Origin of the sequence: Pseudomonas sp. So3.2b (assembly GCF_019464415.1) — a bacterium.
In the GTDB taxonomy this organism is placed as follows: domain Bacteria; phylum Pseudomonadota; class Gammaproteobacteria; order Pseudomonadales; family Pseudomonadaceae; genus Aquipseudomonas; species Aquipseudomonas shahriarae.
Genome location: NZ_CP080494.1, coordinates 2,373,300 through 2,396,564 on the forward strand (window position 1 = coordinate 2,373,300; position 23,265 = coordinate 2,396,564).

8 protein-coding genes are annotated in these 23,265 nt (G+C 63.7%); 5 read left to right on the forward strand and 3 right to left on the reverse strand.

Annotated features, from left to right (window positions below; translation table 11 throughout):
* Positions 1-48: 48 nt before the first annotated feature.
* Positions 49-12,993, forward strand: a complete 12,945-nt coding sequence (locus K1X80_RS10885; RefSeq protein WP_220172884.1) for a non-ribosomal peptide synthetase — start codon at positions 49-51, stop codon at positions 12,991-12,993.
* 177 nt (positions 12,994-13,170) lie between these two features.
* Positions 13,171-16,593, forward strand: coding sequence for a hypothetical protein (locus tag K1X80_RS10890; protein ID WP_057960215.1), 3,423 nt, complete (start codon positions 13,171-13,173; stop codon positions 16,591-16,593).
* A gap of 129 nt (positions 16,594-16,722) precedes the next feature.
* Here K1X80_RS10890 and dsbG read toward each other — a convergent pair whose 3' ends face one another.
* The 3 genes from dsbG to dsbD are packed head-to-tail and all read right to left on the reverse strand — an operon-like array spanning position 16,723 to position 20,059.
* Entirely contained in the window at positions 16,723-17,484 is a 762-nt protein-coding gene (gene dsbG, locus K1X80_RS10895; protein WP_057439145.1) for a thiol:disulfide interchange protein DsbG, read from the reverse strand.
* Positions 17,460-18,329 carry a TlpA disulfide reductase family protein gene (locus tag K1X80_RS10900; protein ID WP_057960214.1) on the reverse strand — a complete coding sequence of 290 codons (870 nt, stop codon included), beginning with the start codon at positions 18,327-18,329 and terminating at the stop codon, positions 17,460-17,462. Before K1X80_RS10900 ends, dsbG begins: the two co-directional genes overlap by 25 nt.
* Positions 18,329-20,059 carry a protein-disulfide reductase DsbD gene (gene dsbD / locus K1X80_RS10905; protein WP_057960213.1) on the reverse strand — a complete coding sequence of 577 codons (1,731 nt, stop codon included), beginning with the start codon at positions 20,057-20,059 and terminating at the stop codon, positions 18,329-18,331. The genes K1X80_RS10900 and dsbD overlap by 1 nt, the downstream gene beginning before the upstream one ends.
* 171 nt (positions 20,060-20,230) lie before the next feature.
* On the opposite strand from dsbD, the gene K1X80_RS10910 reads away from it, so the two are divergent.
* From K1X80_RS10910 to K1X80_RS10920, 3 genes are all read left to right on the forward strand, one after another.
* Positions 20,231-20,911, forward strand: a complete 681-nt coding sequence (locus tag K1X80_RS10910; protein WP_057439143.1) for a response regulator transcription factor — start codon at positions 20,231-20,233, stop codon at positions 20,909-20,911.
* On the forward strand, positions 20,911-22,230 hold the full coding sequence (locus tag K1X80_RS10915; protein ID WP_057960212.1) for an ATP-binding protein: 1,320 nt from the start codon (positions 20,911-20,913) through the stop codon (positions 22,228-22,230). Before K1X80_RS10910 ends, K1X80_RS10915 begins: the two co-directional genes overlap by 1 nt.
* 123 nt (positions 22,231-22,353) lie before the next feature.
* On the forward strand, positions 22,354-23,127 hold the full coding sequence (locus K1X80_RS10920; RefSeq protein WP_057439142.1) for an N-acetylmuramoyl-L-alanine amidase: 774 nt from the start codon (positions 22,354-22,356) through the stop codon (positions 23,125-23,127).
* Positions 23,128-23,265 lie beyond the last annotated feature (138 nt).

Sequence of the window (23,265 nt, forward strand, 5' to 3'; positions counted from 1 at the left end):
CCTCTATCCCCGATTTCCCCGTAAGCCGATTTCAGGCAGGAACCCCTCATGATGGACGCCTTCGAACTTCCCCGCACCCTGGTCCAGTCTCTCCAGCGCCGCGCCGCGCAGACCCCGGACCAGGTGGCCCTGCGCTTTCTGGCTGAGTCTGCCGCCGAGACCGTGGTGCTCAGCTACCGTGACCTGGACCTGCGCGCCCGCACCATCGCTGCCGCCTTGCAGGCCTCGGCCGGGCTGGGTGAGCGTGCGGTGCTGCTGTTCCCCAGCGGCCCGGATTATGTCGCGGCGTTCTTTGGCTGCCTGTACGCGGGGGTGATCGCGGTGCCGGCCTATCCGCCGGAGTCCACTCGCCGGCATCACCAGGAGCGGTTGCTGTCGATCATCGCCGATGCCGAGCCCAGGCTGTTGCTGACCAGCAGTGGTTTGCGCGACGCCCTGGGGCAGATCGAGCAAGCGCCGCCCTTGCTCTGCGTGGATGAACTGCACAGCGAAATCGCCGCCGGCTGGGTCGCGCCAAACCTGCAGGACGACGATATCGCCTTCCTGCAATACACCTCCGGCTCCACCGCCTTGCCCAAAGGTGTGCAAGTCAGCCACGGCAACCTGGTGGCTAACGAATTGCTGATCCGTCGCGGCTTTGGCATCGACCTCAACCCCGATGACGTGATTGTCAGCTGGCTGCCGCTGTACCACGACATGGGCTTGATCGGCGGCCTGTTGCAACCGATCTTCAGCGGCGTGCCCTGCGTGTTGATGTCGCCAGCGTACTTCCTTGGCCGCCCGTTGCGCTGGCTGGAAGCGATCAGCCAATACCGCGGAACCATCAGCGGTGGCCCGGACTTCGCCTACCGCCTGTGCAGCGAGCGGGTCAGCGACTCGGCCCTTGAGCGCCTGGACCTGAGCCATTGGCGCGTGGCCTATTCCGGTTCCGAGCCGATCCGTCTCGACACCCTGGAGCGCTTCGCCGAGAAGTTCGCCCCGTGCGGTTTTACCCCGAACAACTTCTTCGCCTCCTATGGCTTGGCCGAAGCGACCCTGTTTGTCGCCGGCGGCACCCGTGGCCAGGGCATCCCGGCGTTGCGCCTGGACGAACAGGCGCTGGCCGCCAACCGTGCCGAACCAGGGCAGGGCACCGCGATCATGAGCTGTGGCACGAGCCAGCCCGAGCACGCGGTGCTGATCGTCGAGCCGCAGACTCTCGCCGAGCTGGACGACAACTGCGTCGGCGAGATCTGGGCCACCGGCCCGAGCATTGCCCACGGCTACTGGCGCAACCCCGAAGCCACCGCCGAGACGTTTGTACAGCACGCCGGTCGCACCTGGTTGCGCACCGGTGACCTGGGCTTTATCCGCGACGGCGAGGTGTTTATCACCGGGCGCCTGAAAGACCTGCTGATCGTGCGCGGGCACAACCTGTACCCGCAGGACATCGAGCAAACCGTCGAACGCGAAGTGGAAGTGGTGCGCAAGGGGCGTGTCGCGGCATTTGCGGTGAATGACCAGGGCCTGGAAGGTATCGGCATCGCCGCAGAAATCAGCCGCAGCGTGCAGAAGATCCTGCCGCCGGAAGCCCTGATCAAAGCCATTCGCCAGGCAGTGGCCGAGGCCTATCAAGAAGCGCCCTGCGTGGTGGTGCTGCTCAACCCCGGCGCGTTGCCGAAAACCTCCAGTGGCAAGGTCCAGCGTTCGGCCTGCCGCACCCGCCTGGCCGATGGCAGCCTCGACAGCTACGCGCAGTTCCCCGATCAGCGCGCGCAGGCGGGCGATGGGGCACTGGCGTCAGACCTGCAACAGCAGATCGCCGCGATCTGGTGCGAACAGTTGCAGGTGGCGCAAGTGGCTGGCGATGATCACTTCTTCTTGCTCGGCGGCAACTCCATCAGCGCCACCCAAGTGGTTGCCCGCCTGCGCGAAACCCTGGGCCTGGAACTCAATCTGCGCCTGCTGTTCGAGGCGCCGGTGCTGGCCGATTTCGCCGTCAGTGTCGGCCAATTGCAGGCGGACGGGGGCGTGGCCCAGGGCGCAATCAGCGCCTTGTCACGCCAGCAGGATATGCCGCAATCCCTGGCGCAAAATCGCCTGTGGATCACCTGGCAACTGGACCCGCAGAGCAGCGCCTACACCATCCCCGGTGCCCTGCGCCTGCGCGGCGAGCTGGATGAAGACGCGCTGCACGCAAGCTTCGCGCAACTGATCCAGCGCCACGAAGCGCTGCGTACGCGGTTCTATGAGCGCGACGGCCAGGGCTACCAGCGCGTGGATGCACAGCGTGAGTTTGCCGTGCAAGTCATCGACCTGCGCGACCTGCCGTTGGCCGAGCGTGAAGCCCGCGCCGCGCAGATCCGCGAGGACGAGGCACGCACCCAGTTCGATCTGGAGCAAGGCCCGTTGTTGTGGGTCACGCTGTTGCGCCTGGACGATGAAGATCACCAGTTGCTGGTGACCCTGCACCACATCATCGCCGATGGCTGGTCGCTGACTGTATTGATCGACGAGTTCTCGCGCCTCTACGCTGCTGCGTCCCAGGGCCAGCGCCTCGAGTTGCCGGCCCTGGCTGTGCAGTACGCCGACTACGGCAGTTGGCAGCGCCAATGGCTGGCCGCAGGCGAGGGCCAGCGCCAGTTGGCCTACTGGCAGCAGCAACTGGGTGACGAACATCCCATCTTGAGCCTGGCCACCGACCACCCGCGCTCGGCCCAGCAACGGCGCAGCGCTTCACGCTACAGCGTGCGCCTGGACGCCAGCCTGGGCGAAGCGATCCGCCAGACCGCCCAAGCGCACCAGGCCACGCCGTTCATGCTGTTGCTGGCGGCGTTCCAGAGCCTGCTGTACCGCTACAGCGGCCAGCGCGATATCCGCATCGGTGTGCCCAACGCCAACCGTGGGCGCCACGAAACCCAGGGCCTGATCGGCTTCTTTATCAATACCCTGGTGATGCGCGCCGAAGTGGATGCGCGCCTGCCCTTCAGCGAGCTGCTGGCGGCGACGCGCCTGGCCGCCACCGAGGCCCAGGCCCATCAGGACTTACCCTTCGAACAGCTGCTGGAAGCCTTCCCCCAAGCCCGGGAACAAGGCCTGTTCCAGGTCATGTTCAACCACCAGCAGCGTGACCTGAGTGCCTTGCGCCGCCTGCCGGGCCTGCTGGCCGAAGAGCTGCCGTGGCACAGCCGCGAAGCCAAGTTCGACCTGCAACTGCACAGCGAAGAAGACCGCAACGGGCGCCTGAGCCTGTCATTCGACTACGCTGACGAGCTGTTCGACGCCAGCACCATCGCGCGCCTGGCCACGCATTTGGTCAACCTGTTGCAAGCGGCCTGTGCGCAACCGCATCAAGCGGTGGGCGACCTTGCGCTGCTGCAGGCCGCCGAGCACACCGAGCAACGCAACTGGAGCGAGGCCCCGTGCGCCCCGGCGCAGCGCCTGGTGCCGGAACAACTCAACCAACACAGCGACGAGCGCACCGCCCTGGTCTGGCAGGACGCCAGCCTGACCTTCGCCCAACTGCACACCCAGGCCAACCGCCTGGCCCATTACCTGCGCGACAAAGGCGTCGGCCCGGACGTGTGCGTGGCGATTGCCGCCGAGCGTTCGCCGCAACTGCTGATCGGCTTACTGGCGATCCTCAAGGCCGGCGGCGCCTATGTGCCACTGGACCCGGATTACCCCGCCGACCGCCTGGCCTACATGCTGGCCGACAGCGGCGTGCAATTGTTGCTGACCCAGACCCCTCTGCTGCAACAGCTGCCGGTGGCCGAGGGCGTTTCGGTGATCGCCATGGACAGCCTCAAGCTTGACAGCTGGCCGACCCAGGCGCCGGGCCTGCACTTGAATGCCGACAACCTCGCCTATGTGATTTACACCTCCGGCTCCACCGGCCAGCCCAAGGGCGTGGGTAATACCCATGGCGCCCTGGCCGAGCGCTTGCAGTGGATGCAGGCCACTTACCAGTTGGATGAAAGCGATGTGCTGATGCAAAAGGCACCGATCAGTTTTGACGTGTCGGTGTGGGAGTGTTTCTGGCCACTGATCAGCGGTTGCCGCCTGGTACTGGCCGGCCCCGGCGAGCATCGCGACCCCCATCGCATTGCACAGTTGGTGCAGGAGCATGGCGTGACCACCCTGCATTTTGTGCCGCCGCTACTGCAGCTGTTTGTCGATGAACCGCTGGCGGCCGAATGCATCAGCCTGCGCCGGGTGTTTTCCGGGGGCGAAGCCTTGCCCGCCGAGTTGCGCAATCGGCTCCTCGCGCAATTGCCGGCGGTGCAGTTGCACAACCGTTATGGCCCGACCGAAACGGCAATCAACGTCACCCATTGGCACTGTCAGCGCACCGACGGCGAGCGCTCGCCAATCGGCCGCCCATTGGGCAACGTGCTTTGCCGGGTGCTGGACGAGCAGTTCAACCTGCTGCCCGCAGGGGTGCCGGGTGAGCTGTGCATCGGCGGGATTGGCCTGGCCCGTGGTTATCTGGGGCGTGCTGGGCTGACCGCCGAACGTTTTGTCGCCGACCCACTGGGCGCGGCGGGCGCCCGTTTGTACCGCACCGGCGACCGCGTGCGCTGGACGGCTGATGGCGTGCTGGAGTACCTCGGGCGCCTGGATCAGCAGGTCAAGCTGCGCGGGTTTCGGGTCGAGCCGGAAGAAATCCAGGCGCGGCTGCTGGCCCAGGAGGGCATCGCCCAAGCGCTGGTGTTGATTCGCGAGACCGCCGGCGGTGCGCAGTTGATCGGTTACTACACGGCCAGCGGCGAGCTGGATGAGCTGGACGTGAAAGCCGCACTGGCCGCCGAGTTGCCGGAGTACATGGTGCCGGCGCAACTGATCCGCCTAGATGTCATGCCCCTGAGCCCCAGCGGCAAAGTCGACCGCCGCGCCTTGCCGGAGCCGGTGTGGCAGGTGCGTGAGCATGTCGAGCCGCACACCGCCCTGGAACAGCAGATCGCCGCGATCTGGCGCACAGTGCTGGGCCTGCCGCGTGTCGGCCTGCGCGACGACTTCTTCGCCCTTGGCGGCCATTCACTGCTGGCCACGCAAATCATCTCCCGCACACGCCAGGCCTGTGATGTGGAGCTGCCCCTGCGTACCTTGTTCGAAGCCAGTGAGCTGGGGGCGTTTGCCGAACAGGTGCGCCTGATCCAGGCCAGCGGCCAACGCAACCAACAGAGCGCGATCGGCAAGGTGGATCGCCGCCAGCCGGTGCCGCTGTCCTATTCCCAGCAGCGCATGTGGTTCCTCTGGCAAATGGAGCCGGACAGCCCGGCCTATAACGTCGGTGGCATGGCGCGCTTGCGCGGGGTGCTGGATGTGGGGCGTTTCGAGGCGGCGTTGCAAGCCTTGATCATGCGCCACGAAACCCTGCGCACCACCTTCCCGAGTGTCGATGGTGTGGCCCGGCAGAACGTCGCCGCGCAAAGCAGCGTGCGCATGAACTGGCAGGATTTCTCGGCGTTTACCGAAGCCGAGCGCCAACTGCGCGTGCAGCAATTGGCCGACCAGGAAGCCCACCGCCCGTTCAACCTGGAAACCGGACCGTTGCTGCGCGCCTGTCTGGTCAAGGCCGGCGAGCAGGAACACTACCTGGTGCTGACCCTGCACCACATCGTCACCGAAGGCTGGGCCATGGACATCTTTGCCCATGAACTCAGCGCGCTGTACGAAGCCTTTATCGACGAGCGCGAATCGCCCCTGGAACCGTTGCCGGTGCAGTACCTGGACTACAGCGTGTGGCAGCGCCAATGGCTGGAGGCCGGTGAACGCCAGCGCCAGCTCGATTACTGGACCACGCAACTGGGCAACGAGCATCCGCTGCTGGAACTGCCCAGCGACCGGCCACGCCCGGCGGTGCAAAGTCATCAGGGCGAGCTGTACCGTTTTGACCTTGGCGATGAACTCGCCGCCAAGGTGCGCGCCTTCAATGCCGAACATGGCCTGACCCTGTTCATGACCATGACCGCGACCCTGGCGACGCTGCTCTACCGCTACAGCGGCCAGACCGACCTGCGCATCGGTGCGCCGGTGGCCAACCGCATCCGCCCGGAAAGCGAAGGGCTGATCGGCGCGTTCCTCAACACCCAGGTGCTGCGTTGCCAGCTCGACGGGCAGATGCGCGTTGCTGAGCTGTTTGAGCACGTGCGTCACACCGTAATCGAAGGCCAGTCCCATCAGGACCTGCCGTTCGACCACTTGGTGGAAGCCCTGCAGCCGCCGCGCAGTGCTGCGTACAACCCGCTGTTCCAGGTGATGTGCAACGTGCAGCGCTGGGAATTCCAGCAAAGCCGGCAACTGGCCGGGATGACCGTCGAGTACCTGGCCAACGATGCGCGTGCCACCAAGTTCGACCTCAACCTGGAAGTTACCGACCTCGATCATCGCTTGGGTTGCTGCCTGACCTACAGCACCGACTTGTTCGACGAGCCGCGCATTGCGCGCATGGCCGCCCATTGGCGCAACCTGCTGGAGGCGCTGATCGCCGATCCGCAACAGCGCTTGAGCGAGTTGGCGATGCTCCAGGCGCATGAGCAACGCGCCCTGCAAGACGGCCTCGGTATCGAGGCCGGCGAGCACCGTCTCGACCAGTGCATCCATTCGCTGTTCAGCGCCCAGGTGCAGGCCCGTGCGGATGCGCCCGCGCTGACCTTCGCCGGGCAAACCCTGAGTTACCGCGAGCTGGACAGCCGCGCCAACCGCCTGGCCTGGATGCTGCGCGAGCGTGGGGTGGGCCCGCAGGTGCGGGTCGGCCTGGCGCTGCCACGCTCACTGGAAATGGTCATCGGCCTGCTGGCGATCCTCAAGGCCGGTGGCGCCTATGTGCCGTTGGACCCGGAATACCCGCTGGACCGTCTGCACTACATGATCGAAGACAGCGGCATCGGCCTGTTGCTCAGCGATGCGGCGATGTTCGACGCCCTTGGCGAGTTACCCGCCAGCGTCAGTTGCTGGTGCCTGGAAGATGACTTGCCGGTGCTCGCCAACTACCCGGCCAGTGACCTGCCGGCGATCAGCCTGGCGCAGCATCAGGCGTACCTGATCTACACCTCCGGCTCCACCGGCAAGCCCAAGGGGGTGGTGGTGTCCCACGGTGAAATCGCCATGCATTGCCAGGCGGTGATCGAGCGCTTTGGCATGCGCCCCGACGATTGCGAGCTGCACTTCTATTCGATCAATTTCGACGCCGCCACCGAGCGCCTGCTGGTGCCGCTGCTCAGTGGTGCGCAGGTGGTGTTGCGCGCCCAGGGGCAATGGGATGCCGAAGAAATCTGCGGGCTGATCCGTGAGCATCGGATCAATATCCTCGGCTTCACCCCTAGCTATGGCAGCCAGTTGGCGCAATGGCTGGCCACGCAAAACCAGACCCTGCCGGTGCGTATGTGCATCACTGGCGGCGAGGCGCTGACTGGCGAGCACCTGCAGCGCATCCGCGCAGCGTTCCAGCCGGCGCTGTTCTTCAATGCCTATGGGCCGACCGAAACGGTGGTCATGCCCCTGGCCAGCCTGGCCCCTGAGGTGTTGGAGGAGGGCGCCGGCAGCGTGCCGATCGGCAGCATCATCGGCGCGCGGGTCGCCTATATTCTGGATGCCGACCTGGCGCTGGTGCCCCAAGGCGCGACTGGCGAGCTGTACGTGGGCGGTGCCGGCCTGGCCCAGGGTTATCACCAGCGTGCGGGCATGACCGCCGAACGTTTTGTGGCCGACCCGTATGCCGATGGCGGGCGGCTCTATCGTACCGGCGACCTGGTGCGCCAGCGTGCCGATGGCCTGGTGGAGTACCTGGGGCGGATCGACCATCAGGTGAAAATCCGTGGTTTCCGTATCGAACTGGGCGAGATCGAAACCCGCCTGCTTGAGCATGAGGCGGTCCGTGAGGCGGTGGTCATGGCCCTGGATGCGCCGAGTGGCAAGCAACTGGCGGCGTACCTGGTCAGCGATGCCCGCGATCACGCCGCCTTGCGCGAGGCGCTCAAGACCCACCTCAAGGCGCAACTGCCGGACTACATGGTGCCGGCGCACCTGATGGTGCTAGACAGCATGCCGCTGACCGCCAACGGCAAGCTCGACCGCCGCGCCTTGCCGCAACCGGACCCCGAGGCCAATCGGCAGCAGTACGTGGCGCCGAGCAATGCGCTGGAACTGAGCCTGGCCGCGATTTGGTGTGCGGTGCTCAATGTGCAGCAGGTCGGGCTGCACGATAACTTCTTCGAACTGGGTGGCGACTCGATCCTGTCGATCCAGGTGGTCAGCCGGGCGCGGCAGGCGGGGATTCACTTCAGCCCCCGCGACCTGTTCCAGCACCAGACCGTGCAGGCCCTGGCCGCAGTGGCCACGTGCAGTGAGCAGGTCACTGCCGAGCAAGGGCTGTTGACCGGCCCCTCGGGCATGACGCCGATCCAGCACTGGTTCTTCGACAGTGAGATCCCGGCGCGTCAGCACTGGAACCAGGCCTTGGTACTGGCGCCGGTGCAGGCCCTGGACCCGCACCGCCTAGAACAGGCGCTGCTGGCCGTACTGGAACACCACGACGCCTTGCGCCTGAGCTTCACCCAGCGCGACGCGCAATGGCACGCCGAGCATCTGGCCGTGCCGGAAGGTGGCGTGTTGTGGCTGGCCCAGGTGGCGGATATGGCGCAGTGCGAGGCGCTGTTCGCCGATGCCCAGCGCAGCCTCGACCTGGAGCGCGGCCCGCTGCTGCGCGCCTTGCTGGTGGACGGGCCGCTCGGCCAGCAACGCTTGCTGATCGCCATCCATCACCTGGTGGTGGATGGCGTGTCCTGGCGCGTATTGCTCGAAGACCTGCAAAACGTCTATCGCCAATTGAGCGACGGCCAGGCCGTCAGCCTGCCGGCCAAGACCAGCGCCCTGCGCGACTGGGCCGCGCGTTTGCAGGCCTATGCCAGTAGCGAATCCCTGCGTGAAGAACTGAGCCTGTGGCAGCAACAGTTGGCGGGCCCGCCGGTTGAACTGCCGGTGGACCGGGCGGACGGCAGCCTGCGCAACCGCGACGCCGAGACTGTCAGTGTGCGCCTGGATGCCGAGCGCACCCGGCAGTTGCTGCAACAGGCACCGAGCGCCTACCGCACCCAGGTCAACGACCTGTTGCTGACTGCACTGGCCCGCGTGCTGTGCCGTTGGAGCGGCCACGCATCGACCCTGATCCAGCTGGAAGGCCACGGCCGCGAAAGCCTGTTTGATGAGATCGACCTGACCCGCAGTGTCGGTTGGTTCACCAGCGCTTACCCGCTGCGCCTGACCCCGTTGGATATCGAGGAGGCCAGCGGCCAGGGCGCGTCGATCAAGGCGATCAAGGAGCAACTGCGCGCGGTGCCGCACAAAGGCCTGGGCTATGGCGTGCTGCGCTACCTGACCGACAGTACCTGTCGCCAGGCCATGGCGGCGTTGCCGAACGCCTCGATTACCTTCAACTACCTCGGGCAGTTCGACCAAAGCTTCGACAGCCAGGCGCTGTTCCACCCGCTGGACGTGTCTGCCGGCCCGGCCCATGACCCGGATGCGCCACTGCCCAACGCCTTGAGTGTGGACAGCCAGGTGTACGGCGGCGAACTGCTGCTGCGCTGGACCTTCAGCCGCGAGCGCCACGACTACCAGACCATCAGCGAGCTGGCCGAGGCCTACCTGGGCGAGTTGCAGAGCCTGATCGCCCATTGCCTGCGCGATGATGCCGGCGGCCTGACGCCGTCCGACTTCCCCCTGGCGCACCTGACCCAGGTGCAACTGGACGCGTTGCCGGTGCCGGCCAGCGCCATCGAGGATGTGTATCCGCTGACGCCCATGCAGGAAGGCCTGCTGTTGCATACCCTGCTGGAGCCGGGCACCGGCCTCTATTACATGCAGGACCGCTACCGCATCAACAGCGAGCTCAACCCCGAGCGCTTTGCCCTGGCCTGGAAAGCCGTGATCGCCCGGCATGAAGCCTTGCGTGCGTCGTTCTGCTGGAACGTCGGCGAAGCGATGTTGCAGGTGATCCACAAGCCCGGCAGCACGCCGATCGAATACCTGGACTGGACCGGCACCCCGGCCGAACAACAGGAACCGCGCCTGCAAGCGCTGCTCAAAAGCGAGCGCGAGGCCGGTTTCGATCTGCTCAATCAGGCGCCGTTCCACCTGCGCCTGATCCGCGTCGGCGAGGCCCGCTACTGGTTCATGATGAGCAACCACCACATCCTGATTGATGCCTGGTGCCGTTCGTTGTTGATGAATGATTTTTTCGATATCTACACCGCCCTGGGTGAAGGTCGAGAAGCACAACTGGCCGCGCCGCCACGCTATCGCGATTACATCGCCTGGCTGCAACGTCAGAACCTGGCGGAGGCGCGGCAGTGGTGGCAGCAGAACCTGCAAGGGTTTGAGCGCACCACGCCGATCCCCAGCGACCGGCCATTCCTGCGTGAACACGCCGGCCACAGTGGCGGCATGGTGGTGGGGGATTGCTATACCCGTCTGGATGCCCGTGACGGTGCGCAATTGCGCGAGCTGGCCCAGGCTTATCAACTGACCGTCAATACCTTCGCCCAGGCGGCGTGGGCCTTGGTGCTGCGGCGCTTGAGCGGCGAGCGTGACGTGTTGTTCGGCGTCACGGTGGCCGGGCGCCCGGTGGACATGCCGCACATGCAGCGCACGGTCGGCCTGTTTATCAACAGCATCGCCCTGCGGGTCAAGTTGCCCGAGGACGATCAGCCGTGCAGCGTGCGCCAGTGGTTGAGCGCCTTGCTCGACAGCAATATGCAGCTGCGCGAGTACGAATACCTGCCGCTGGTGACAATCCAGGAACACAGCGAACTGCCCAAGGGCCAGCCGCTGTTCGACAGCCTGTTTGTATTTGAAAACGCTCCGGTGGAAGTCTCGGTACTGGACCGTGCGCAAAGCCTGAACGCCACCTCGGACTCGGGCCGTACCCACACCAACTTCCCGCTGACCGCCGTGTGTTACCCGGGGGATGACCTGGGCCTGCACCTGTCCTACGACCAGCGTTATTTCGATGAAAGCACCGTGCAGGGCATGCTTGCTGAGTTCAAGCGCCTGCTGCTGGCGCTGGTGCAGGGCTTCCATGGCGATATGGCCGACCTGCCGCTGATTGGCGAGCAGGAGCGTGAGTTCCTGGTGCACGCTTGCAACCAGAGCGCCCACGACTACCCGCTGCAAAGCAGCTACGTTGAACTGTTTGAAGCGCAGGTGGCGCAGCATGGGCAGCGCATTGCCGCCAGTTGCCTGGACCGGCAATGGAGCTATGCCGAGCTGAACCAGCACAGCAACCGCCTGGGCCATGCCCTGGTCGCGGCGGGTGTCGGCCTGGATCAGCCGGTGGCGCTGCTGGCCGAGCGCGGCCTGGAACTGCTGGGCATGATCATCGGCAGCTTCAAGGCCGGTGCCGGTTATTTGCCGCTGGATCCCGGCCTGCCGGCCCAGCGCCTGAGCCGGATCATCGACCTGAGCCGCACGCCGCTGCTGGTGTGCACGGCAGCCTGCCTTGAACAGGCGCAGGTGTTGCTCGAAGACTTTGCCTGCGGCGCGCGGCCGAAGCTGCTGGTGTGGGAGGAGTTGGCGGGCGCGGATAGCAATCCGGGGATCTACAGTGCCCCGGACAACCTCGCCTATGTGATCTACACCTCCGGCTCCACCGGGCTGCCCAAGGGCGTGATGGTCGAGCAGCGCGGCATGCTCAATAACCAGTTGAGCAAGGTGCCGTACCTGCAGTTGAGCGAGCAGGATGTGATCGCCCAGACCGCGTCGCAAAGCTTCGATATTTCGGTGTGGCAATTCCTCGCCGCGCCGTTGTTTGGCGCACGGGTGGACATTGTGCCCAACACCATTGCCCATGATCCGCAGGGCCTGCTGGCCCATGTCCAGGCCCAGGGCATCACGGTGCTGGAAAGCGTGCCGTCGCTGATCCAGGGCATGCTTGCCCAGGAGCGTATCAGCCTGCAGGGCCTGCGCTGGATGCTGCCGACGGGGGAGGCCATGCCGCCAGAGCTGGCGCACCAATGGCTGCTGCGTTACCCGGATATCGGCCTGGTCAACGCCTATGGCCCGGCGGAATGCTCGGATGACGTGGCGTTCTTTTGCGTCGACCTGGCCTCGACCCGTGGCACCTACCTGCCGATCGGCACGCCGACCGACAACAACCGTTTGTATCTGCTCGACGGCGCGCTGGAGTTGGTGCCGCAAGGGGCGGTGGGTGAGTTGTGTGTGGCGGGCACCGGGGTAGGGCGCGGGTACGTCAGCGACCCGCTGCGTACTGCGCAAGTGTTTGTGGCGGATCCATTTGGTGCGCCGGGAGAACGCCTGTATCGCACCGGCGACCTGGCGCGGCGGCGCAGCGATGGGGTGCTGGAGTACGTCGGGCGCATCGACCATCAGGTGAAGATCCGCGGTTACCGCATCGAACTCGGTGAAATCGAGGCGCGCCTGCACGAGCAGCCCGAGGTGCGCGACGCGGCGGTGGGTGTGCAGGAGGGCGTGAATGGCAAGCACTTGGTGGGTTACCTGGTGGCGAGCGATGCCAGCCTTAACCCTGGCGAACGCCTGGACCGCATCAAGCAGCGCCTGCGCAGCGAACTGCCGGAGTACATGGTGCCGTTGCACTGGCTGTGGCTGGAGCGCCTGCCGTTGAATGCCAACGGCAAGCTCGACCGCAAGGCCTTGCCGGCTCTGGAGATCGGTCAGTTGCACAGCCAGGATTACCTGGCGCCGCGCAGCGAGCTGGAGCAGACCCTGGCCACAATCTGGGCCGAGGTGCTGAAGGTCGAGCAGGTGGGCGTGCTGGATAACTTCTTCGAGCTGGGCGGGCATTCGTTGCTGGCCACGCAAATCGCCTCGCGGGTGCAAAAGAGCCTGCAACGGGATGTGCCGCTGCGGGCGATGTTCGAATGCAGCACGGTAGCGGAGTTGGCGACGTACATCGAGGGCTTGGCGGCCAGTGACATCAGTGCCGGCACGGTGGACCGCCTGAGCGATTTGATGGCGGAGCTGGAGGGGCTTTGAGTCGGCGAACGGGCCGCCACACAGGCGGCACGCCATTGGTCGGTTTTGCACATTTTTGGGGTGCGAACTGTCAATTCTGACAGTAGGCAAACCTCCTGTTTCCGGGGCTAGATACCTGCAGATTTGGGCCTGCCCAGCAGGCTTGCTGGTTATCTTTCCCAGACAGGAGGTCGCATCATGGTCAAAAAAACCACCCCCCAAAGCCCACCGTTGGCGGCTACCCAGGCACCTGCCGAGGTTGCTGTCGAATTGCCCTATCCGCAGATTCGCTACGCCGTCAATAACAACACCCTGGACCCCATCAAGGCGAAAAACGGCACTGTCGCGACCGTCGCTTTTACGGGGATGGGCACGGGTCCTATCACCTTGTACTGGGCGATCAAGGGCCAGGACGAGCCGGTGTTTGAACCTGTTGTGCAACCGGGCAGTACCAGCGGCAGTATTGATATTCAGGTTCCCTGGCAATCGGTCAGCACCAGCATTGGGCATACGGTTTTGGTCTGGTACACCGCGCGGGTGGCGGGCCAGTTGAAGGAATCGCTGGTGCTGGAGTTGGAGGTCCAGCAGATCAGGGAGGCGGACCTCAAGGAGTCGCTGCCGAAGTTTGAGCATGCCCAGTATGTCCATAGCACCTGGCAACTGGATATGAAGACATTCAGGGGCGATGAGACCATCCGCCTTAACGCCTGGCCCATGATTCAGGCCGGGCAGCGCCTGTTTATCAATGTGGCCGGTGATCAGCACAAGCCGCCGTTCGCGTTTAGCTGGGTGGCGCGGGACCATGTGGTCATGGAGGCCGAAGCCCATGACGATCATGTCTTTGAGTTCAAGCTGTCACGGGGCTGGATGGCGCGACGGGAAGACTATTCGGCACTGACCCTTCATATCGCCGTGATCTTTGATGGCACCGATCCCAAGCCGCCGGTACCGGTCGATCCGATCTACGAAACCCGACTGCCCGAAAACGCCCACGAGTTTCATCCTCGCAACACGGCGCTGTTGTTTGTCGATACCTCCCTGCATTTGCAAGCCCCGATATTGGTCGAGGCGCAAGGCCAGGGTCAGGTTGATCCCCTCAAGTTGTTGGAGGGGGCCACGGTACGTGTTTGTTACGAGGATATGCAGAGCACGGACCATATTGCCCTGTGCTGGCAATCCACCTTCGGTGATTGCGCGCCGATTGCACCGCAGTATGGCGTAGAGGAGGGGTGCATCGACTTCCATGTGCCGCCGGAATACGTGGGCATGCGCCTGGATAACTTCGCGCATTTCTCCTATACCGTGACCCGGGATGGGGAGCCGTACACGTCGCCTGAAGGTGTGGTCAGGATCCCACTGCCGGCCAACCTGCCCCAGCCGCAGATTTTCGAAGCGCCGTTCAACACCCTGGACCTTGGAGGGATGTGCTGTGATGACCCGGTGACTGTTCATGTCGCGCCTTGGCCGTTTATCGGCACCAGCCAGGTTATTCAGTTGTTTATCGGTGGTGTTTACCCGGATGGCTCGAAAGCCCGGCTGCTCCCTTTTGATGACGCGCCGATTACTGAAGAAGACGTGCGTAGCGGTTGGACCAGAACCTTGTCTCGGGCCCAACTGGCGGCGCTCAAACATGACAGCCAGTTGTATGTTCTCTTTAGTGTCGAGTTTCTTCCGCGTAAGGATTCAAGGCCGGTCTACAGGTCTTTTCCTTCACTGCTGGTGAATCTGCTCACCGAGCCCCACTTGGAGTTGACGGCCCCCCATCTCGTCGAGTCCGTAGACTGCGGCGCCGACGGCTGGCTACTCAACCCGGTGAACACGGTGGAGGGCGCGCATCTTCAGGTAGCGTACGGGCATATGTGTCCGGGGGATTGGGTGTGCCCGACGTTTACCGGCACACCAGGGCTCGGTTCGCCGGCGCTGGAGTGTCGTACTGTCGGTGTAGATGAGCGAAACATGGTGTTCCCGATTCCGGCCTCTGCGATCAGCGCCAACCTGTGTCAGAAAATATCGGTTTCTTACAATGTGTCGCGTGCCTGCGGTGGCTCCTGGGAGTCGCCGGTGAAAGAGGTGCAGGTCCTGGATCTGAGCGGCCTGCCCTCGCCTGCGGTGGAACAGGCCACGGGCAGCACGTTGGACCTTAATACCTTTGGGGGCGATGCCACAGCGATGGTGGCTACCTGGTTCTATCTGGCCCTGGGCCAACCTTGCTGGCTGTGGGTGACGGGTGAGTTGGAGGATGGCAGCCCCTACCGTTTTGAGGTGCTGGAAGGTCAGGCGGTAACCGAGGAATGGCTGGCCGGTGGCGTCACCGCGGCACTGGCGCGCAACGAACTGCAAAAACTGGCGGATTGCAGTGCCTTTGAAGTGCATTTCGCGGTGAACTTCAATGGCGAGTCCGATAAGGCCAGCGCCAAGGAATTTGCATCGCTGACCCTCGAAATTGCCCAGGAGGACCTGGTACTCGAAGCGCCCAAGGTGCGCGAAGCGGTAGGCTCGCAGCTCACGGTATACAACGGCCGCGATGGCGTGACGGTGCGAGTGGCCTATGACCTGATCAGCCCCGGCCATGCAATCAGCGTGTGCTGGAAACGCGCAGACGGTACCTGCCTGCCGCTGACCTCGAAGCCTGGCAGCAATGACCCGGATTACGTGGATTTCCATATCCCCCGGGAGGCGGTGATTCGTGGGATTGGCAAGACGGTGAAGATCAACTACACCGTTACCAGCCTGTGCAAAGTGGCGACTTCCCCGGATTTCGATCTGCAAATCAGTGTGCCGGTACGTTTGCCAGCGCCGGTGGTGCCGCAGGCAACCAACAATATTCTGGACTTGCGCACCTTTAATGGGAACGCGGATATCACCGTTGAACCCTGGTGGTTTATCTTGCCGGACCAGAAAGTATGGTTGCGGGGCGTCGGTACCCAAAAGAATGGCAACCCTTATACGATCAACGTTTACTTGGGGCAGGGGGTGACAGCAGGTGAAGCGAGTACAGGTTTGAAAAAGGCGCTACAGCGTTTCGAACTTGAGCTCTTGAAGGACCTCAGCCGCCTGATGTTTACCTGTAAGGTGACCGCCGATGGCAGTACCCATGAAAGTGAAGCGCTGGCGTTTCCGATTCTGGAGCTGATTATCCGGGCCAATTTCTTAACCGATTTTGATGATTTTGAGAGTTATCCGAACCAGGAGTATCTGGGGGCAGGGACTATCATCAATACGCGCTTATTGGATTTTGAATTACCAGCCTCATCTCCCCCTGGAATTGGGCTTCATCCAGTCAGAACTGCCGGAGAACTGGTGCCGGGAATGATTGAGGGCAAGGCATTGGCAGTGCGCTGCGGTAGCGCTAATACAATGCAGCTATCACGTCTGAAGTTTAAGTTCAGATGCGCGCGGGTGAGATTCGGTTATGCAAATACCGGCACCGATATCGCGACGTTCAGGTTCTTTGGTGAAAATAATCAGCTACTTGGGACACGTGAGGCAGCGACTAGGACCTGGGTCGATTTCGAGGCTGAAAACGGAGCAAAAATAGTCCGTATTGACGTTTTGTGTCTGGTGCATGGAGCGATTGATTCGCTAACCATCTGGCATGGTGGCGAGACTTATCGTCATTGAGCTAATGCCCGCCCTGCAGAAAAGGGGTGAGCAAACGCTCGGGTTCGGCCGTTAGGTATTGGACCAACGAGATACAAGAATGCCCGCTTTGTGCGGGCATTCTTGTTAGTGGCGTGTGGTTAATCCGAGTCACTTGGGCCCGAGGATTTTCCCCAACTTATCCGGCGACGGCGCCCCCTGCTGTTGCTGCAACTGGCCCTTGTCATCCAGATAGAAAATCGCCGGCGTGGCCGACAACTCCAACTCCTCCATCAACTTCATATTGGCATCGAGCTTGGCCTGGATCTGGGCCGGAATCTTGGTCAGGGCCTTGAGCTTGCTGGCTTTGCCGGCAGACTCATGTTCTTCCAGGGCCTGGGCTGTGTCCTTGCTTGCCAGCAGCGCCGCCGATTTGCCCGGGCTGTCTTCGCGAATAATCCCGACCATGATGTGGCGCAACTGTACCTTGCCCGCCTTGACCCAGGGCCGTGCCTGTTCCCAGAACATGTTGCAGTACGGGCAGTTGGGGTCGCTGAACAGGTAGACGGTGCGCGGCGCGTTTTTATCGCCGTCCTGGATCCAGCTGCTCTGTTCCATCTTGGCCCAGATTTCCTTGGCCATTGGGGCGTAGACCAGCTTTTCCAGGGGGGCGGTGCTCAGGTCATTGCCCTTGGCGTCATACAGATTGCCGGCGATCACGTGTTGGCCGTCGGCGGTCAGGTACAGCGCCATGCCGCGGTTCTGGTATTGCGCGGCATAGCCCTTGAGCCCGCCCGGCGCGTCGAAGCTGCCGATGATCTTGGCGCCCTTGGCTTCGATCTGTTTGATCGGCGCCGGCCATTCTTCGGCGTGGACGAGGCTGGCAGCCAGGGTCAGGGGCAGCAGGGTTAGCAGGTGGCGGAGGCGGGGCATAAGGGTTTCCTTGCAGGGGCCGTCTTGGCGGCAGTCTTGTCCATGGGGTCGAAATATTCCATGGCGCGGGCCAGGCTGGCCTGGGACAGTTCGCCCAGGTGGCTGTTGATCAGCCGGCCATCGGCTTGATAGAAGAGGGTGGTCGGCAGGGCCATGGAACCCACGGCCTGGCCCAGGCGGCCACTGGCGTCGAACAGCACGTTGTCCAGGTTCAGGCCCTGGGTAGCCAGGTAGGTGCTGACGCTTTGCATGCTTTCGGCCTGGTTGACGAACAGGAAGGTCACGTCCGGCCGCTGCTTCTGGGCGTTTTCCAGTACCGGCATTTCCCGCCGGCAGGGCGGGCACCAGGTGGCCCAGAGGTTGATCACCAGCGGGCCGCCCTGGTAGTCAGCCAGTTGCACGGTTTCGCCATCGGCATTGCGCAGGGCGATGTCCGGCAGGCGCGTACCTTTTTCGTAGATGTTCAACGAGAAACTGGCCAGTGCCCAGAAGGCCAGGCCGCTGACCACACCGGCGCTAAGCGGTTTGCGCAGGGCCGGGCGGCGCCAGCTCCACAGCAGGGCGGCGATGATCAGCACGATCACCCCAGGCCAGGCCAGGAAACCGCCGTCGCGCAGGTCGACGATCTGCAACGGGTCGTCGCGGTAGTACGACCAGTACATCAAGACAAAGCCGATACGCGCACTGAGCATGCCCAGCAGGAACAGGCTGAACAGCACCGATTCGGGGTTCTCGCCGCCCCGCTTGGCCACGCGCCAGCCCACGACTGTGGCGAGGATCAGCGCACTGATCAGCAGCAGATGGTTCAAGGCAATGGCAAAGGTGCCGATGGTCAAGGTCAGCATCAGAGTGCTTCCCGGGTCTGGGTCCAGCGTTGCAGGAAGGCTGCGGCATCCACTTCGCCGGTGATGCGTTGGGCGCGGCGCTCTGCACCGTCGGGGCCGATCCAGACGAAGCTCGGTGGGCCAGGGACTTTGTAGCGACCCAGCAACTCACGGCTGGCGGCGTTGTCGGCGGTGACGTCCAGGCGCAGCAGGCGCACGTCCTTCAGGGCGTCCATCACTTCGGGTTTGCCGAACACCTGTTTTTCCATGATTTTGCACGACACACACCAGTCGGCGTAGTAGTCCAGCAGCACCCATTGGCCCTGGGCCTTGGCGCTGTCGAGCTGGGCTTGCAGGGCTACCGGGTCGTTGAGGGTGATAAAGCTGTCATGGGCAGTCGGCGCGCCGGCCACCGTCGAGCCACCGAAGACCTTGAGCGGCTGCCACAGGTCGTCGCTGCCACCGGCGGCGCCGATCACCAGGATCGCGCCCCACAGCCCCAGGACCAGGGAGCCGGCACCCAGTGCCTTGGCGATCAGCCCGTACTCACGGGCCAGGCTCCAGCCGCAGTAGGCCATGACCAGCGCCAGTACACCCCACAGGCCGAGCCACAGGCTTTCGTCGACGACCGGGCGAATCATCAACACGGCGGTCGCGAGGAACAGGAAGCCAAACACGCCCTTCAGCACGTTCATCCAGGTGCCCGGCTTGGGCAGGAAGCGATTGCCCACGGTCACCAGCAATAGCAAGGGCACACCGATACCGATGCCCATGGCAAACAGGATCAGGCCGCCGTGCAGGGCATTGCCGCTTTGCGCGATATACAGCAGGGCGCCGGCCAGGGGCGCGGTCATGCACGGGCCCACCAGCAGGCCGGACAAGGCGCCGAGCACCCCGGCGCCGACCAGGCTGCCGCCGTTTTGCTGGCGGCTGGCGTTATCCAGGCGATCGCGCAGGAAGGCCGGCAGTTGCAGTTCAAAGAAGCCGAACATCGGCAGGGCGAGGATCACAAACAACCCGGCGAAACTGCCGAGGATCCACGGGGTTTGCAGCAGCGCGGCGAGGTTGCTGCCGGCCAGCGCGGCCAGCACGCCGAGGGCGGCATACACCAGGGCCATGCACACCACATAACTGCTGGCCAGGGCAAAACCACGGCGTGGGCTGGCACCGCTGCCTACCACCAGGCCAGCAAGGATTGGCAGCATCGGCAGCGAGCACGGGGCGAACGCCAGCAGCAGGCCCAGGCCGAAGAACACCAACAGGCTCCAGCCCAGGCTGCGTTGCTGCAGGCCACTGGCCAGGCTTTCATCCTGGGCCTCGGCGGTGGCGGCCACGGCGGGGTTACCACCGAGGTCCACGGTGAGCGATTGCGGAGGGTAGCACAGGCCGGCATCGGCACAGCCCTGCCAGCCCAGCTTGACCTTGCCGGTGGCACCGGCCGGAAGCTTCACTTCCAGGCCCTGGCGGTACACCTGTTGCTCGCCGAAGAACTCGTCGCTATGGGCTTCGCCCTGGGGCAGCACGGGTTGTTCGGCCAGGCCTTCGAATTTCATGCGTTGCTGGTACAGGTAATAACCGTCGGCAATCTGCCAATACAGCTGGGTTTCACCGGAAGCCAGGCGCTCGGAGGTAAAGGTGAAGGCCTTGCCTACCGGGAGGAACTCGGCCTTGGTCTCGAACGGATTGTTGCCAGGCGCGGCCTGGGCCAATCCGGTGAACAACACCAACAGGAAGATAAACAGATGCCGCATGGTCAAGCCTTAGTTCGATGCAAGTGGGGCACACAATGTGGGGTGCTGATTAACCGATGATTAACCGGGCTATTCTAGAGTGTAGGGATTTTCGAGGCGCGCCTCTTTTGCCGGCATAATGCGCGCTTAATCCGCCCTCCTTTAAATCAGCATTTTTGCAAAGGGTTCAGCATGCACGTACTGGTCTGTGAAGACGATGACCTGATTGCCAGTGGCATCGTTGCCGGTCTCGGCGCCCAGGGCTTTACGGTCGAGCGCGTAGCCACGGCCGCAGCCGCGCGGGCGATGCTCAAGGCGGCGGAGTTTGACATCATGGTGCTCGACCTCGGCCTGCCGGATGAAGACGGCCTGAAACTGCTGCAACAACAGCGCAGTGCAGGCCTGGAGATTCCGGTGCTGATCCTCACCGCGCGGGATTCGGTGACCAATCGGGTCGACGGCCTGCAGGCCGGCGCCGACGATTACCTGCTCAAGCCCTTCGACTTGCGTGAACTGGCGGCCCGCCTGCAAACCCTGCTGCGCCGGGTGGCCGGGCGTAGCGTCAACCTGATCGAGCATGGCCGGCTGACCTACAACCCCAGCAGCCGGGAAACCCTGTTGGGCGGCCAATCGGTGGACTTGTCCCGCCGTGAACAGGCGTTGTTGCAGGCACTGCTGCACAACCGTGGCCGGGTGCTGTCCAGCGAGCAGCTCAAAGACAGCGTCTACGGCTTTAACGACGAGTTGGAAAGCAACGCCCTCAACGTGCATATCCACCACCTGCGCCGCAAATTGGGCAATGGCATTGTCGAGACCGTGCGTGGCCTGGGCTACCGCCTGGGCCCGGCGGACGGTGGAGAGGACGCTTCGTGATGAGTCTGCGTCTGCGCCTGACGTTCAAGCTGGGCGCCGCTTTTGTGCTGATCTGGGTGCTGGCAGCGACCTGGATGCTCAACGACCTGCGTAACCAGATGATGTTTTCCCTGGATCAGCGGCTGGTGGCGTCGGCGCGCATGGTGGCCGGGCTGATGGAGCAGATGCCCGGCCTGGCCAGTGTGGGCGAGGGCAAACGCTTTGGCGCCGAGCAATTGAATGTGCCGGGGGGCATGGCGTGCCAGGTCAGTTCGCTGCGTGGCGAAGTCCTGGCGCGCAGCCATACCACCCCGGATCAGGGCCTGGAATCCCGGCAGAGTGGCTTTCGCGACCAGATCATCGACGGCGCCGCCTGGCGCAGCTTTACCCTGGCCCGGGGCGATTTGTTTATCACCACCGCCGACCGCCAGGTGGAGCGCGAGGCGCTGAATATGTCGATCCTGCTGGCGGCCTCGGTGCCGGTGGGCGTGGCTCTGCTGGGCTGCCTGTGCCTGTTGTGGCTGGGGATCGGCCAGAGCCTGGTGCCACTCAACCGTATGCGCGATGCCTTGATGCGCCGCAGCGCCGACTCCCTCGAGCCCTTGCAGATTCACCCGTTGCCCAGCGAGCTCAAGCCGTTGCTCGACACTCAGAACCAGCTGTTGCAACGCATCGCCAAGGCCATTGAGCGCGAGCGCCGGCTGACGGGCGATGCCGCCCACGAACTGCGCAGCCCCCTTACGGCGATCAAGACCCACCTGCAAGTGGCACGCATGACCGACGGCGCGGCCCGCGACCAATCCCTGGCCCATGCCGAGGAGGGCGCCGACCGCCTGCATCGCACCCTTGAGCAATTGCTGCTGCTGGCGCGGGTCGAGGGCAGCCTGTCGTTTGATGACGGCTTGCAGTCCAGCGCCGAGCAGGTGGCGCGCCTGGCGATCCAGGACGCCAACGCCGGCGACAACCGGCGCATCGACCTGATCTTGCCGGACAACCTGCCCGATAATCCGGTGGAAATGCCCGTGGGCCTGGCGGTTGCCGCCTTGCGCAACCTGCTGGATAACGCCCTGAGCCATACCCCGGCCGATACGCGGGTGGAATTGAGTGTGTTTACCCAGGGCAATCAGGTGGTGTTCCGCGTGCGCGACCACGGCGCGCCGATCTCCAGCGAAGACCTGCAACATCTGACTCAACGTTTCTGGCGCAATGGCAACAGCGGTGGTTGTGGCCTGGGCCTGGCCATCGTGCAGGCGATTGTCCAGCGCTGTTCCTGTTCCCTGGCCTTCGACAGCCAGCCCGACGGCCTGCGGGTCGACCTGGGGATGCCGCTGCGACGCTGATCTTTCCTTGCACCCACATAACTACCGCCATCCTCAGGCCCGGTGCTTCAGGATGGCGTTAATTTTTGTGTTTGCAGGTTTGCCGGCTGAATGACTCAGCCTGTATTGAAAAGGACAGCGCCTATGTTGGTCATCGACTCCACTTATCCCGCCCAGGATTTTAATCAACGCAATGGCGAAGCCGTGCGCCAGTTGGTGGTGCATTACACCGCCGCGCCCTTCGCCTCTTCCCTGCGCACCCTGACGCAGCAGGGTGTCAGTGCCCATTACCTGCTGCCCGACCCCCTCGAGGCGGGTTATCGAGACGCCGGCTACGACGAGTTGCGGGTATTTCAACTGGTGGATGAACATCAGCGCGCCTGGCATGCGGGGGCCAGTCATTGGGCGGGCCGCGATAACGTCAACACGCGCTCCATCGGCATCGAGATCGTCAATCTGGCTCGCGACGATGGTGGGGTTTTTACCTTTCCTGCCTACGGGGCGGAGCAAATCGAGGTACTGATCGCGCTGATCCACGACATTTGCGCCCGTCATCCGCAGATCGGCGCCACCGATATCGTCGGCCATTCGGATGTGGCGTTCTGGCGCAAAAGTGACCCGGGTCCACGGCTGCCCTGGCACGGCTTGTTCGAGGCGGGCATTGGCGCCTGGTTCGATGAAGAGGTCAAAAACGCCTATGTGCGCCGCTTTCGCATGGGCTTGCCCCAGGAGGTGGAGATCGAACGGGCCTTTCAGCGCTACGGCTACGCCCCGGCACGAAACCGCCAGGCGTTCCAGCAACGGGTGCGTGCGTTCCAGATGCACTTCCGGCCAGCCGACTATCGTGGGCAACTGGATATCGACACCTGCGCGATTCTCTATGCGTTGAACGAAAGGTACAGCAGTGCCGGCGAGTGAGCCATTCGCCGTTTTTTCAACGACCCAGGTGTAAATCCTCACGCCGCTGAAGCGTTTCCAGAACAGGAAATCCGTGCGCATGCCCTTTGGGGGCCAGACGTCAACGGGTTGGCAGTTTGGTCACCATCATCCGCGTAT

Excerpts from the sequence above, each read along its gene's own strand:
- K1X80_RS10885 (WP_220172884.1), top strand. The coding sequence starts at position 49 with ATGATGGACGCCTTCGAACTTCCCCGCACCCTGGTCCAGTCTCTCCAG.
- K1X80_RS10890 (WP_057960215.1), top strand. The coding sequence starts at position 13,171 with ATGGTCAAAAAAACCACCCCCCAAAGCCCACCGTTGGCGGCTACCCAG.
- dsbG (WP_057439145.1), bottom strand. The coding sequence starts at position 17,484 with ATGCCCCGCCTCCGCCACCTGCTAACCCTGCTGCCCCTGACCCTGGCT.
- K1X80_RS10900 (WP_057960214.1), bottom strand. The coding sequence starts at position 18,329 with ATGCTGACCTTGACCATCGGCACCTTTGCCATTGCCTTGAACCATCTG.
- dsbD (WP_057960213.1), bottom strand. The coding sequence starts at position 20,059 with ATGCGGCATCTGTTTATCTTCCTGTTGGTGTTGTTCACCGGATTGGCC.
- K1X80_RS10910 (WP_057439143.1), top strand. The coding sequence starts at position 20,231 with ATGCACGTACTGGTCTGTGAAGACGATGACCTGATTGCCAGTGGCATC.
- K1X80_RS10915 (WP_057960212.1), top strand. The coding sequence starts at position 20,911 with ATGAGTCTGCGTCTGCGCCTGACGTTCAAGCTGGGCGCCGCTTTTGTG.
- K1X80_RS10920 (WP_057439142.1), top strand. The coding sequence starts at position 22,354 with ATGTTGGTCATCGACTCCACTTATCCCGCCCAGGATTTTAATCAACGC.